General features: G+C 74.4%; 16 protein-coding genes and 1 pseudogene. 6 read left to right on the forward strand and 11 right to left on the reverse strand.

Annotated features, from left to right (window positions below):
- Positions 1-382, reverse strand: a pseudogene (locus tag ABD993_RS12525) (hypothetical protein); the annotation flags it as partial.
- Between the two features lie 324 nt (positions 383-706).
- Positions 707-1,603 carry a LytR/AlgR family response regulator transcription factor gene (locus tag ABD993_RS12530; protein ID WP_345416334.1) on the reverse strand — a complete coding sequence of 299 codons (897 nt, stop codon included), beginning with the start codon at positions 1,601-1,603 and terminating at the stop codon, positions 707-709.
- A gap of 270 nt (positions 1,604-1,873) precedes the next feature.
- On the opposite strand from ABD993_RS12530, the gene ABD993_RS12535 reads away from it, so the two are divergent.
- From ABD993_RS12535 to mftD, 3 genes are all read left to right on the forward strand, one after another.
- Positions 1,874-2,974, forward strand: a complete 1,101-nt coding sequence (locus ABD993_RS12535) for a CE1758 family FMN-dependent luciferase-like monooxygenase (RefSeq protein ID WP_345416337.1) — start codon at positions 1,874-1,876, stop codon at positions 2,972-2,974.
- A 428-nt stretch (positions 2,975-3,402) separates the two neighbouring features.
- Positions 3,403-3,687 carry a hypothetical protein gene (locus ABD993_RS12540; protein ID WP_345416340.1) on the forward strand — a complete coding sequence of 95 codons (285 nt, stop codon included), beginning with the start codon at positions 3,403-3,405 and terminating at the stop codon, positions 3,685-3,687.
- Between the two features lie 171 nt (positions 3,688-3,858).
- Positions 3,859-5,037, forward strand: a complete 1,179-nt coding sequence (mftD, locus tag ABD993_RS12545; protein ID WP_345416343.1) for a pre-mycofactocin synthase MftD — start codon at positions 3,859-3,861, stop codon at positions 5,035-5,037.
- 71 nt (positions 5,038-5,108) lie between these two features.
- On the opposite strand, the gene ABD993_RS12550 is transcribed toward mftD, so the two are convergent.
- From ABD993_RS12550 to ABD993_RS12580, 7 genes are read right to left on the reverse strand one after another with little or no spacing between them, the layout of a single operon-like run.
- The gene (locus tag ABD993_RS12550) at positions 5,109-6,575 is read right to left on the reverse strand and encodes a sensor histidine kinase (protein ID WP_425568973.1); all 1,467 of its coding nucleotides are present in this window, start codon (positions 6,573-6,575) and stop codon (positions 5,109-5,111) included.
- Positions 6,572-7,252 (reverse strand): response regulator, encoded by a 681-nt coding sequence (locus ABD993_RS12555; protein WP_345416346.1) that lies wholly within the window; start codon positions 7,250-7,252, stop codon positions 6,572-6,574. Before ABD993_RS12555 ends, ABD993_RS12550 begins: the two co-directional genes overlap by 4 nt.
- 20 nt (positions 7,253-7,272) lie before the next feature.
- Positions 7,273-7,482 carry a hypothetical protein gene (locus ABD993_RS12560; protein WP_345416349.1) on the reverse strand — a complete coding sequence of 70 codons (210 nt, stop codon included), beginning with the start codon at positions 7,480-7,482 and terminating at the stop codon, positions 7,273-7,275.
- A complete protein-coding gene (locus tag ABD993_RS12565; protein ID WP_345416352.1) occupies positions 7,479-7,832 on the reverse strand; it encodes a hypothetical protein in 354 nt (117 codons plus the stop codon). Before ABD993_RS12565 ends, ABD993_RS12560 begins: the two co-directional genes overlap by 4 nt.
- A gap of 52 nt (positions 7,833-7,884) precedes the next feature.
- Positions 7,885-8,775: an ABC transporter permease gene (locus ABD993_RS12570; protein WP_345416355.1), complete on the reverse strand. Its 891-nt coding sequence runs from the start codon at positions 8,773-8,775 to the stop codon at positions 7,885-7,887.
- Positions 8,765-9,532 carry an ABC transporter ATP-binding protein gene (locus ABD993_RS12575; RefSeq protein WP_345416540.1) on the reverse strand — a complete coding sequence of 256 codons (768 nt, stop codon included), beginning with the start codon at positions 9,530-9,532 and terminating at the stop codon, positions 8,765-8,767. The genes ABD993_RS12570 and ABD993_RS12575 overlap by 11 nt, the downstream gene beginning before the upstream one ends.
- Before the next feature lie 16 nt (positions 9,533-9,548).
- Positions 9,549-10,631, reverse strand: coding sequence for an ABC transporter substrate-binding protein (locus ABD993_RS12580; protein ID WP_345416358.1), 1,083 nt, complete (start codon positions 10,629-10,631; stop codon positions 9,549-9,551).
- Positions 10,632-10,962: 331 nt separating this feature from the next.
- Between ABD993_RS12580 and ABD993_RS12585 the strand changes: the two genes are divergently transcribed.
- Positions 10,963-11,130: a hypothetical protein gene (locus tag ABD993_RS12585; RefSeq protein WP_345416361.1), complete on the forward strand. Its 168-nt coding sequence runs from the start codon at positions 10,963-10,965 to the stop codon at positions 11,128-11,130.
- Here ABD993_RS12585 and ABD993_RS12590 read toward each other — a convergent pair.
- The gene (locus tag ABD993_RS12590) at positions 11,127-11,636 is read right to left on the reverse strand and encodes an AMP-binding enzyme (RefSeq protein WP_425568974.1); all 510 of its coding nucleotides are present in this window, start codon (positions 11,634-11,636) and stop codon (positions 11,127-11,129) included. The genes ABD993_RS12585 and ABD993_RS12590 overlap by 4 nt on opposite strands.
- Before the next feature lie 33 nt (positions 11,637-11,669).
- Between ABD993_RS12590 and ABD993_RS12595 the strand changes: the two genes are divergently transcribed.
- Entirely contained in the window at positions 11,670-11,849 is a 180-nt protein-coding gene (locus ABD993_RS12595; RefSeq protein ID WP_425568975.1) for a biotin/lipoyl-containing protein, read from the forward strand.
- Entirely contained in the window at positions 11,846-12,166 is a 321-nt protein-coding gene (locus ABD993_RS12600; protein WP_425568976.1) for an AtuA-related protein, read from the forward strand. The genes ABD993_RS12595 and ABD993_RS12600 overlap by 4 nt, the downstream gene beginning before the upstream one ends.
- Here the strand turns inward: ABD993_RS12600 and ABD993_RS12605 are convergent.
- Entirely contained in the window at positions 12,132-12,992 is an 861-nt protein-coding gene (locus tag ABD993_RS12605; RefSeq protein WP_345416367.1) for an alpha/beta hydrolase, read from the reverse strand. The two genes, ABD993_RS12600 and ABD993_RS12605, sit on opposite strands and share 35 nt — an antisense overlap.
- Positions 12,993-13,141 lie beyond the last annotated feature (149 nt).

The following is a 13,141-nucleotide window of genomic DNA, read 5'->3' on the forward strand; positions in this document are numbered from 1 at the left end:
GGGCGTTGCGCTCCGGGCCGGGGCGGGCCGCGCCCGCGGGCGCCCCGCCGTGCGACCCGTGTGACGGCCTCTCGCGGCCCGCCGGGGTCCGCGGGGCACCGGGGCCGGGGACCGGGGGGCGCGCGGGCCCACCGGAGGCGGAGGACGGCCCACCGGCGCCCGCCGGGCCGGGACCGCCGGACCCGGGTCGGGGCGCGTGCCTGCCCGCGGCCCACGGCGGGTCGCCGACGGGCGGACGCGGCGGCGCCTGGTGGACCGGCTCGGGACCCTCGCCGGGTCTGCGGGGCGCGCGCTCGGCGCGCGGCGGCCACGGGTCCCGCACGGGCGGGCGGCTCTCGGGCGACTCGGCGGACGGGTGTCCGCGCCGCGTGTCCTCGGCCACGGGGGACCCCCCTTCTGCAGAGTCGAGTCAGGACCGTACGGGTGGACGCGTGAGGCGGGGGTACGTGGGTTCCGCGGGAGGGCGGGGGCGGCCTCCGCCGACACGACGGGATCTCCACGCCGAGATCTCCGGGAGAATACTGCCCGTCACCTGAACGCCGCGGATACCCCTACCGGGAGTAGTGCTCTCCTGCTCCGAGCGGCGGATCTCCGCCCCGGCCCGCCGTGATCCGGGGTGGGGGAGCGGAGCGGTCGTCGAGCGACCGGGCTGCTCCCGAGGGGTGGATCATCGGGGGTGGTGACGCGGGGGTGGCGACGCGCGGGCTCAGCGGATGCGGGCGAGGGGGCCGGTGGGGCCCTCGTCGCGCGGCGGGCGCCCGCGCAGGATGCGCTTGAGCGCCGCGGTGTGCCGCCGGGAGACCGGCAGTTCGGGGGCGCCGGGACCGTGCCCGATGCGCACGACGTACCCGGACCCGGACAGCCGCAGCTCGGTGATCAGCGGTAGCGCGACCAGGTAGGCGCGGTGGATGCGGACGAACCCGGCCTCCCGCCAGCGCTCCTCCAGCACCGACAGCGGGATGCGGACGAGGTGGGACCCGTCCGTGGTGTGCAGTCGCGCGTAGTCCCCCTGGGCCTCGACGAACCGCACCGAGGAGCGCGGCACCAGCTTGGTGGTGCCCGCGAGCTCGACGGGAATGACCTCGTCCTCCGGCGGCTCGGGGCGCGGCGGCCTGCCGGGCATCGGGGCGGCACCGGGCGGCGGCGGGGCGCTGGGCCGGGCGGTGGTGCGGCTGGCGAGCGTGCGGTCGATCGAGCCCGAGAGCCTCTCCGAGCGCAGCGGCTTGAGGAGGTAGTCCACCGCGCCGATCTCGTAGGCGTCCACGGCGCGGTCGTCGTGCGCGGTGACGAACACCACGGGCGGCGGCGCGGCCATCGCCGACAGCACGCGGGCGAGCTCCAGCCCGTCCAGCCCCGGCATCCGGATGTCGAGGAACACGACGTCCACACCGGACTCGCCGGGGTTGACGCCGGGGCGCGAGCCGAGGATGCGCAGCGCCTCGGTGGCGTCCGGCGCGGTCAGCACCGTGCCGACCCGGGAGTCCTCGCCCAGCAGGTGCGCGAGCTCCAGTAGGGCCGGCTCCTCGTCGTCGACGGCCAGGACCGTCAGTCCGTCCGAGACCTGGGTGCTCACGTGCGCCTCCTCCAAGCGGGTCCGCCGCATCGATGGGCCCGGGGAGCTCGGGGGCCCGTCGCCGACGCCGGATGAGTCCATCCCCGACACCAGTGGGTGACTGCGGGCACAACGCTAGCGAAGGGGATCAGGACCCTCGACGTCCGGTCGACGGCTATCCGGTCCCGCGCTGTGAACGGCAGCCTCCCGGCGCGTCGGGCCGAAGTGACGTCCCCGTGTCGCGGCCCACCGACCGCCCGGGAACACCAGACGACCGCTCACCGTTCGAACTGCTTGCAAGCGCAAATACAAGGGGGAGACATGCAGTTCGGGATCTTCACGGTCGGGGACGTCACGCGGGACCCGACCACGGGCACCACGCCGACGGAGCGGGAGCGGATCCGCGCGATGGTCCGCTACGCGCGGCACGCGGAGGAGGTCGGGCTGGACGTGTTCTCGACCGGCGAGCACCACAACCCGCCGTTCGTGCCGTCCTCGCCGACGACGCTGCTCGGCCACATCGCGGGCCTGACGGACCGGATCGTCCTGTCCACCTCGACCACGCTGATCACCACGAACGACCCGGTGAAGATCGCCGAGGACTTCGCGATGCTGCAGCACCTGGCGGGACCCGAGCGCGTGGACCTGATGCTCGGCCGCGGCAACACCGGCCCGGTCTACCCCTGGTTCGGCCAGGACCCGGCGGACTCGGTGGCGCTGACCGTGGAGAACTACCAGCTGCTGCGCAGGCTCTGGGACTCCGACGTCGTGGACTGGAAGGGCCGCTTCCGCTCGCCGCTGCAGGGCTTCACCTCGACCCCGCGCCCGGTCGACGGCGTGGCGCCCTTCGTCTGGCACGGCTCGATCCGCACGCCGGAGGTCGCGGAGATCGCCGCCTACTTCGGCGACGGCTTCTTCGCCAACAACATCTTCTGGCCGCCGTCGCACTACACCCGGCTGATCAACCTCTACCGGCAGCGCTTCGAGCACTACGGCCACGGCCCCGCGGCGCACGCCACCGTCGGCCTCGGCGGGCAGTTCTTCATGCGCCCGAACAGCCAGGACGCCTGGGACGAGTTCCGGCCCTACTTCGACGAGGCCCCGGTCTACGGCCACGGCCCCACGATGGAGGACTTCACCGAGCGCACACCGCTGACCGTCGGCAGCCCGCAGCAGGTGATCGACCGGACGCTCACCTTCCGCGAGCACTTCGGCGACTACCAGCGCCAGCTGTTCCTCGTCGACCACGCGGGCCTGCCGGAGAAGACGGTCCTCGAGCAGCTCGACCTGCTCGGCGGGATCCTCCCGGAGCTGCGCGCGGGCTTCGAGGCCCTGCGGCCCGCGGGGGTTCCGTCGGACCCGCCCACGCATGCGGAGCGGGTGGCCCGGCAGGCGGCGCGACCCGAGCCCGTCGCCGTCTGACCGGACATCCGGCGGCGGCCCCCCGTTCACCGGGACGTCACGTGGAGTGACCCCGGCCCCGGTCGGGGCGCCCCGGACGTGCGGGGAAGCGAAATGGTTCCCCAGTGTGACGTGCACCCGCGGTGACCGAATGGAGTTGCCTGCGGTCGCCGGGGCGGGCACTCTGGAACCCGTGATCGAGAACGGCGTCGTCGCGCGGCGGGTACCCCGGGTGCCCCGCCTGCGGCGCCGTCCCGAGCACATCGCGCACGGCCGGTGTCACGGTCGCTGACCGCCCACCCCCGTCGCACTCCCGGAGTACTCGATGCGCAACCAGAAGCGCCTGATCCGTCGTCGCACCGTCGACCACCTGCGGACGTCGAGCGCGCTGTGTCGGTCCATCACCGCACCCGCCACCCTTGATCCGTTCGTCCCGTAGGAGCACTGCCATGACCGCCCCGACAGACGACCGCACGGCGTCCACGCCGTCGGTCCCCCGCCAGGACCCGCCCACCGTCCGGCTGCCCCGGCCCACCCGGGACGACAACCGCACCGCGATCGTCTCGCGGCTGCTGGACTCGCTGGAGGACCTGGTCACCCGGCACCGCGCGCTGGCCGGGGACGCCGACCAGGTCGAGCTGCACGCCGAGCTCATCGCCGCCGAGGTGGCGCACGAGCTGTCCGTGACCCGCTCGGCCCTGCGTCGACACCCCCCGCTGCGCCGCAGCAACTGAGCCCCGGCTGCCCGACGGCCCGCGACCTCCCAGGTCGCGGGCCGTCTGCGTCTTTCGGGGAGGTCGGGCCCGTCGCTTCGGAGAGGCTTGCGCCGCCGGTACTATGGCACCGAGTGCCGAAATAGTAGGGTCACCGCGACCGCGGGGAGCGAGCTGCGAAGGGGCAGGCGAATGGCCAGCACGAAGAATTGGTTCGAGACGGTCGCGGAGGCGCAGCGCCGGGCGAAGAAGCGCCTGCCGCGCTCGGTGTACCTGGCGTTGGTGGCAGGCTCCGAGAAGGGCCTGACGATCTCGGACAACGTCGCGGCGTTCGACGAGCTGGGGTTCCGCCCGCGCATCGCGGACGCCCCCGCCGAGCGCGCCAAGGCGACCACGGTGATGGGCCAGGACATCTCGTTCCCGGTGATCATCTCCCCGACGGGCGTGCAGGCGGTCCACCCCGAGGGTGAGGTCGCCGTCGCTCGCGCCGCCGCGGGGGCGGGCACCGCGATGGGGCTGTCGAGCTTCGCCTCGCGGTCCATCGAGGACGTCGCCGCCGCCAACGACAAGACGTTCTTCCAGATGTACTGGGTCGGCTCGCGCGACCAGCTCCTGGCCCGCGCCGAGCGCGCCAAGAAGGCGGGCGCCAAGGGGCTGATCATGACCCTGGACTGGTCCTTCGACTCCGCGCGGGACTGGGACGCCCCGATGATCCCCGAGAAGGTCGACCTGAAGGCGGCGCTGCACTTCGCCCCCGAGGTCGCGCTCAAGCCGCGCTGGCTGTGGGACTTCGCCAAGACCGGGAAGCTGCCGGATCTGACCACGCCGAACCTGGCGATCGACGGCGAGCCCGCCCCGACCTTCTTCCAGGCCTACGGCCAGTGGATGGGGACCCCGCCGGTGACCTGGGAGGACGTCGCCTGGCTGCGCGAGCAGTGGGGGGGTCCCTTCGCGGTGAAGGGCATCATGCACCCGGACGACGCGCGCAGGGCCGTCGACGCGGGCTGCACGGCGATCTCGGTGTCCAACCACGGCGGCAACAACCTCGACGGCACCCCGGCGTCGATCCGGGCGCTGCCCGCGATCGTGGACGCCGTGGGCGACCGGATCGAGGTGCTGCTCGACGGCGGCATCCGCCGCGGCTCCGACGTGGTGAAGGCACTCGCCCTGGGCGCGCGGGCGGTGCTGATCGGCCGGGCCTACCTGTGGGGCATGGCCGCCGCGGGCCAGCACGGCGTGACCAACGTGCTCGAGGTGCTCCGCCAGGGCATCGACTCGACGCTGCTGGGCCTGGGCAAGTCCGGCATCGGGGACCTGAGCAGGGACGACCTGATCATCCCCGACGGCTTCGCCCTGTCGCCGAAGTCCTGACCGCTGCGCACGAACGGCACTCCTGTGCGCGGGTCCGCACCCCGGAACCGCACGAACGGCACTCTTGTGCGCTAGGTCCGCACGAGAGTGCCGTTCGTGCGATCAGGGGGGAGGCGGATCGTGAAGGCCGCGCCGCCCTCGGGGGCCTGCGCCGCCTCGATCGTGCCGTCCATGCGCTCGACCAGGCCGTGGACCAGTGCCAACCCGACGCCCCCCGCGCCGACGGGGCGGTGGCCGCGGTAGCGCTCGTGCAGCGTGCCCCGCTCGAACACCACCGCATAGTCCTCCGGGGCGAGCCCGGGTCCGCCGTCGCGGACCTCGAGGATCCCCGGGGGCCGGGCCGCGAGGACGAGCGGCCCGCCCGCGGGTGTGACGCGCAGAGCGTTCTCGGCGAGCCCATCGAGGACCTGCCGCAGCCGCCGCGGATCGGCGTGGACGGGGGCCGCGGTCGTCTCCACCCGTAGCTCGACGCCCACCGCCCGGCACCGCTGCGCCCACACCGGGGCGGCCTCCGCCACCACCGCGGCGAGGTCCACCGGCACCGGGTCCAGCCGGAAGTCGTCCGCCTCCAGTCGCGCCAGCTCCATCAGGTCCCCGACGAGCCGGTCCAGCCGCTGGGCCTCGCGCAGGATCGTCCGGCCCGCGTCGGGGCCGTCGACCAGGCCGTCGACCAGGGACTCGGCGAAGCCGCGCACCGAGGTGAGCGGGGTCCGGAGCTCGTGGCTGACCGAGAGCAGGAACTCCCGCTGCCGGGTCTCGCTGCGGGCCAGCGCGTCCGCCAGCTCGTTGACGGCGGCGGCCACCTCGGCGACCTCACCGGGCCCCCGCACGGGCACCCGCACGTCCCGACGGCCGGTGCGCAGCTCGTGCGCGGCGCTCGCGGTGCGCCGCAGCGGTCGGGCCGCCAACCCACCCACCACCAGCCCGACGACGATCGCCACCCCGGCCCCGGCCAGCAGCGCGAACCCGATGTTCCGCCGGATCAGGCCGCTGCCGAGCGGGCCCGCGTCCGTGCTCCGGACCAGCGCGAACCCGCCGCCCGGGGACGGGCGGGCCTCCACGACCCAGGTCCGCCCGGCGACCGTCACGGCGGTCGACCGGGGCGCGGTCACCGCGGACCCGTCCAGGCCCGCGCGGCGCAGCACCTCCCGCACACCGGGATCCGGCTCCCCGACGAACCCGGGCCGGTCCGCGCCGAGGGTCGCCACCGCGATGTCCTGCCCCTGCAGGACCGCGACGACCTGCCGGATCCCGGCGAGCCTGCGCAGCGGGGCCGGGTCACCGTCGGCCGCGGCGAGCTGAGCGGCGACCACGTCCGCCTGCTGGCCCAGCACCTCACCGGTGACCTCCCGCGCGGTCTGGGCGATCAGCCGAACCGACACCAGGGCCGCGACCGACACCGCCACCAGTGCGACCAGCAGGCAGCTCGCCGCGATCCGCCAGGCCAGCCCGGTCCGCGGCCGCTCCCGGCCGGCCTCCCGGGACCCGGGGACCCACGCGGTGGCCGGGTCGCGGGGGGCGCCGACGGGACTGCTCACGGGGTGTCCGCCGCGTAGCCCACGCCCCGCACCGTGCGGATCGGCGAGCCCGGGCCGAGCTTGCCCCGCAGCTGGGCCACGTGGACGTCGACGGTCCGGGTGCCCGCGGCGGCCGCGTACCCCCACACCGCCCCGAGCAGCTGGTCCCGCGAGAACACCCGGCCCGGGCTGCGGAGCAGGTGGGTGAGCAGGTCGAACTCCGTCGAGGTCAGGGCGACCCCGACGCCGTCGACCGTCACCCGCCGCCGGTCGACGTCCACCCGCACGGCCCCGAGCGCGAGCACCTCGGAGCGCGCAGGGGGCCCCGCGACGCGCCGCAGGACCGTCCGCACCCGGGCGACGAGCTCGCGGGGGCTGAACGGCTTGGTCACGTAGTCGTCCGCGCCCATCTCCAGGCCCAGGATCCGGTCGATCTCCTCGTCCCGGGCGGTCACGAACAGCACCGGGGTCCAGTCGTCCTCGGCGCGCAGCCGCCTGCAGACCTCGACGCCGTCGAGGCCCGGCAGCCCGACGTCGAGCACCACCGCCACCGGGTGCAGCCGCCGGACGGCGGCGAGCCCGCCGTCCCCGGTCGCCTCGACGTGCACCCCGAAACCCTCCTTGCGCAGGTAGAGCCCGACGAGGTCGGCGATGGCACGGTCGTCCTCCACCACGAGCACGAGGCCACGCTCGGTCATGCGGTGATCGTGCCGGCGGGTCAGCCGGGCACGTCGTCGAGGGCGCGTTGGATCGCGTCGAGCTGCGACTCGACCTGCGAGACCTGCGCACCCGCACCCGCGTCCGTGTCCGTGCCCGCGCCCGCGCCTGCGCTCTGGCAGCCCGCCAGAGCGAGGCCGGCCGCCGCGACGACCACCAGTGCCCGACCCACCCGGCGGGCCGTGGCGGGAGTGGGGGACCCGCGGGTCATGCGCAGTCCTTGCGCTGCACGTCCTGGAGCTGCGACCTCAGGGTCTGCAGCTCCTGCACCTTCGCCGGGCGGGCCGCGGCGCGCTGGTCCAACAGGTCCGCCAGCGCCGGATGGGTGGTCCGCACCCGGTCGGCTCGGGCCTTCAGCCACGCGGTGGAGCCCTTCGTGGAGGCGCCCCCGTCGATCCGGGTGAGCATCGTGTCGATCCGGTCGAGGGCCTTCGGGATCCGCTGCGTGCAGACGGTGTCGGTGCCGCCGGGAGTGCCCCCGCCGTCGTCCGCCAGGGCCACCCCCGACCCGAGGAGGAGCCCACCGGCCAGCAGGCCGCCGACGATCATCGTTCGCGTCATGGGGGCGACGATCGGGGACGGGCGTGCGGTGCCCGTCCGGGGAGTGTTCGGATCAGGTAAGGGCGAGCCCGCGGGTCTGCAGGACTCGGCGCTCCAGCGGCCGGAACACCAGCAGCTCGATGCCGATCCCGACGACCAGGATCAGCAGCACCGCCGAGAACACCCCGGCGATGTCGTTGTAGTCGCTGCCGTTCTTCAGGTAGGCGCCGAGGCCGATGCCCAACGCCGGACCCGCGGCGATGATCTCCGCGGCCATCAGCGAACGCCAGGAGAACGCCCAGCCCTGCTTGCAGCCCGCGAGGTAGCCCGGCAGTGCGGCGGGCAGCAGGACGTGCCGCGCGCTCGCCAGGCCGCGGGCGCCCAGCACCCGGCCTACCCGCGGCAGGATCGGCGGGATCTGTTCGATGCCCGCCACCAGCCCGTTGGCGATGGACGGGACCGACCCGAGCAGCACGACGAAGTAGATCGTGGCGTCCGTCAGCCCGAACCACAGCACCGCCGCAGGCACCCAGGCCACCGACGGGAGGCTCTGCAGGCCGGACAGCAGGGGCCCGATCGCCGAGCGCACCACCTTGACCTTCGCCACCAGCAGGCCCAGCGGTGTCGCGATGACCAGCGCGATCAGGAAGCCCAGGAACGCACGGCTGACCGAGGTCCACAGGATGGCCCCGATGCTGCCGTCGGCGACGATGCTCAGGAAGGACGCCCACACCGCGGCAGGCGAGGGCAGCTTGTACTCGGGCAGGACCGCCGAGGCCCAGACGACCTGCCACACCGCGACGACCAGCACCAGCGCGACGATCGGCGGCAGCACCGAGCTGCTCAGCCGCCGCCACCACGGGGTGCGGGTGACGGTCGGGGTGTCCAGGGCGTCGAGTCCCGCGACCGCGGCGGCCTCGTCCGTCCGGGCGGCGAGGTCCGGCCGGACGACCTCAGGCGGCATGGCTCGTGATCACCTGCCGCAGCCTGCCGGTGATCTCCTCGTGCAGCTCCGGGCCGTGCTCGTCCACCGTCCACTCCCGCACCACGGTGCCGGGCCGGGACGAGAGCAGGACCACCCGCTGGGCGAGCCGGACGGCCTCGCGGACGTCGTGCGTCACGAACACGACGGTGGTGCCGGTGGCCTCCCAGACCCGCAGCAGCTCGCCCTGCAGGACGTCCCGGGTGATCGCGTCGAGCGCCGCGAACGGCTCGTCCATGAGCAGCAGGCCGGGACCGCCCTCCGCGGACGAGGTGGCGGCGGCGAGCGCGCGGGCCAGTGACACGCGCTGGCGCATGCCGCCGGACAGCTCGTGCGGACGCTTGTCGCCCACGCCGGAGAGTCGGACCAGGTCGAGCAGCTCCCCGGCCCGCTCGCGCCGGGCCGCGCGGCCCAGGCCCGCGAGCTGCAGCGGCAGCTCGACGTTGCGCGTGGCGGTCAGCCACGGCATGAGCGCGGCCTCCTGGAACATGAACGACGGCCGCGCCGCGCTGACCCCGACCGTGCCGGTGGTGGCCTCGTCCAGCCCCGCCAACAGGTTGAGCAGCGTCGACTTGCCGCAGCCCGACGCCCCGAGCAGGCACACGAACTCACCGTGCCTCACCCGCAGGTCGATCCCGCGCAGGGCGGTGACCGCCCCCGCGCCGCTGCCGAAGGTCTTGCCGACCCCCGCCAGCTCGACGGCGGTGTCCGCCGCCCGCTCACGCCTGGCCAGGTCCATCTGCACGGTCACGCCGTCATCCCTGCCGATCGAGGCCCGCGGCGCTGACGGGGGTCTTCCCGGCGGCCTCGCGGACGGTGTTGAGTGCGGTCACGTCGACGAAGCCCGTGAGGTTCGTCTCGTTCTTGGTGGCGCCCGCGGTGACGCTGTCCTTCGACAGCTGCGGGAACGTGGCGGCCAAGGGGTCGTTGTCGAAGCTCAGCTCGGTGAAGGCGCGGTCGAGCACCGGCTGGCTGAGCGCCGAGTTGGTGATGGCCTTGATCGAGTCGTTGGTGATCGTCTTGGCCTCGGCCTGGTTCGCGGTGGCGAAGTCGATCGCCCGCTGCTCGCCGCGCAGCAGCGCCTGGACGGTCTCGGGGTGGTCCTTCAGGAACTGGGTGCGGACGATCAGCACGGTCGTGGGGAACCGGCCGTCCGGCCACAGGGTCTTCTCGTCCACGAGCACCGCCGCGCCCGCGTCGACCAGCCGGGAGCTCCACGGCTCCGGCAGCCAGCCGCCCGCGACCTGGCCGCCCTTGAACAGGTCCAGCGTCTTGGGGTTGTCGATGTTCTGGACGGTGACCTTGTCCGGGCCCTCGCCGATCTCGAGGTTGTTCTCCTTGAGCCACTTCTTCAGCGCGACGTCCTGGGTGTTGCCCGCCTGGGGGGTCGCGATGACCTTGCCCTTGAGCTGCTCGGGGGTGGTGATGTCCGGGGTGGTCACCAGCTGTGCGCCCGCCGAGGTGGAGCCCGCGATCAGCCGCACGGCCTCGCCGTTGGACTTGGCGAAGGCGTTGATCGCCGGGCTGGAGCCGATGAACCCGGCGTCCAGCGACCCGCCGAGCAGGGCGTTCACCTCGTCCGGGCCCGCGTTGAAGGTCTGCGTGGTGAGCGTGGTGCCGCTCCCCAGCTCCTCGGCGAAGTAGTTCTGCGCCACGCCGATCAGCGCGGGGGCGTGGGTGATGTTCGGGAAGTAGCCCAGCCGGAGCTCGGCGGCCGGGCTCGTGTTCGCGGGAGCGGCCGGGATGGTGCTCTCCTGGGCGCGGGAACAGCCTGCGGCGAGACCGAGGGCGGCGAGGGCGGCGAGCCCGGTGGTGAGCAGGCGACGGGCGGCGGGCATGCGGGGTTCGGGTCCTTCCGGGGGCGCACGGGATCCCCGGATCTCCGCCGGGTGACCCGGTGCGATGAGGGCGCACGGGGGTGGTGGGAAAGGGAGGGGACGGCGGGATCGCCGATGCTCCCTACCGACACCCCTCGTCGAAGGCGTGGCTCCGCCGCGACGGCCAGAACCGCTCGAGGTCGAAGGCGCGCAGCGCGCGGCGCACACGGAGGGTGCACGGGGCGCTCGTGGGCATGTCCCCATCGTGCGACGGGGGGGTCGGGCCCGACAAGCCGGTGTCCGCGTACCGAGAGTGGGTCGGCAATGACCGGACATCTGGACGCCCGTTTCCATGGCATTCGTCCGGTTCCGGGGGCGTGAGGTGTCCGGTCAGGTCGCCGGCGTCCGGCTGCTGCCCCGCAGGCATCCGGCCGGGGCCGACGCGGCCATCGAGGTGCCGATGGTGTCCGCGGAGCAGCTCGCGGGCTCCCTCGACCGCATCGAGCAGGCCGTCACCTAGGAGTACAGGCCCGCGTGCTCGGCGCGCAGGCGGTACTTGAGGATCTTGCCTCCGACGGTGTCCGGCAGCGTGTCGACGAGCACCACCCCCTTGGGGGTCTCGTACCCGGCGAGCCGGGACCGGCAGTGTGCGATGAGGTCCTCCGCCTCGGGCTTGCGGCCCTCCCGTGGCACCACGACCGCGGTCACCGCCTCGCCCCAGTGCTCGTGCGGCAGGCCGATCACCGCCGCCCGCAGCACGTCGGGATGCTCGTGCAGCACCGCCTCGACCCGGATGCTGGAGACGTTCTCCCCGCCGGTCTTCACGATGTCCTTGTAGCGGTCGACCATGATCCGCAGGCCCTGGTCGTCCACCAGGGCGGAGTCGCCGGAGTGGAACCACCCGCCGCGGAAGGCCTCCCGCGTCGCCGCGGGGTCCTTGTAGTAGCCCGCGGTCATGACGGGGGAGCGGTAGACGGCCTCGCCCGGTTCGCCGCGGACGGGGTCGCCCCGAACGCCGTCGCGCACGCGGGCTCGCTGCTCGCGCCGATGCTCGGCGGGGTGGTCAGGGTGCTCGCCGCCGAAGGCGACCCGGTGACCGCCGGGCAGCCTCTCGTGGTGTTGGAGGCCATGAAGATGGAGCACACCGTCGCCGCCCCGGTGGACGGGACGGTCGCCGAGCTGCGCGTGGCGCAGGGCGACCAGGTGGAGACCGGCCAGGTTCTGGTGGTGGTGGCGTGACCGTCACCTACGAGGTCGTGAACGGGGTCGCCTGGCTGACCATCGACTGGCTGCGCGCGTTCCTGACGGCGGACACCGCCCGCGCGCTGCTCGGACCCGAGGCCGCCGAGCTCCCGATCGAGGTCCACGCGCTGCCGAACCTGCGGGCCCTCAACGTCGTGGTGCACGGGATCCTGGGGGAGGGCGTGGCGAGCAGCACCCGCCCGGACCCCCGGGCCAAGGGGCTCGGCGAGTACCTGCGCAGCCGCGTCGTCCCGGTCCCGGAGGACCTGCTCGGGAGGGTCAGACCCCCGGGACCACCCGGTCGAGCCAGCTGACCAGGTCCGCGACGACCTCGGTCCGGTTGGTCTCGTTGAACACCTCGTGGCGGGCGTCCGGCCAGATGCTCACGGTCACGTCCTCGAGCCCGGCGTGGGCGAGCCGGTCCACCAGCGGCGTGAGCAGGGCGAGCCCGCCGTTGACGGGGTCGGCCGACCCGACGGTGATCAGCACGGGCAGGTCGGCGCGGATGTCGGCCACCCGCGCGGGGTCGGCGAGCGCGCGGGCGCCCGCGAACATCTCCCGGGTCGCGGCCCCGTCGAGGCCGAAGCCGCAGTCCGGGTCGTCCACGTAGAGGTCCACCTGAGCGGCGTCCCGGGACAGCCACTCGTAGCCGGTGCGCTGCGCGAAGGGGGAGTTGAACGAGGACAGGTCCATCGGGCCGGAGAGGTCGAGCGCGGGCTCGAGCAGGTCCAGCACCGCCGTCCCGGACAGGACCAGCCCGTCGACGGCGTCGCTGTGGTCGAGGATCCACTGCTGCGCCGCGAACGACCCCATCGAGTGCCCGAGCAGCACCACCGGCACCCCCGGCGCGGCGGCGCGGCCGAGCTCGAGGAGCACCCCGATGTCGTCCACCAGGGCGGCCCAGCCCCCGGGCAGCGCGCCCTGCGTCCCGCCCCGGGCGGTGGCGCCGTGGCCGCGGTGGTCCTGGCCCTGCACCACGAACCCGCGCGCGAGCAGCTCCTCGGCCAGCGGGGTGTAGCGGCGCAGGTGCTCGCCCATGCCGTGGGTGAGCTGCACGAGCCCGCGCGGGGCCCCGGTCGGGGACCACCGGTAGGCGGTGATCTCCACGCCGTCGCGGCCGGGGAAGGTGAAGGTCTGCACGGCGGCCTCCTCGTCGAGTCCGGCGATCGTCGTCGCGCCCCGCGGGACGGGTCAAGACCCGGCGGTCCCGGTGGCCGGAGGGCGGGACCGGGCGGGCGCGGGAGGGGCGACGCCGCGTGGCTCCCCGTGTTCGCGGCGCTGGGCCGCGG

The sequence above is a fragment of the Pseudonocardia xishanensis genome (assembly GCF_039541715.1).
Taxonomy (GTDB): Bacteria; Actinomycetota; Actinomycetes; order Mycobacteriales; family Pseudonocardiaceae; genus Pseudonocardia; species Pseudonocardia xishanensis.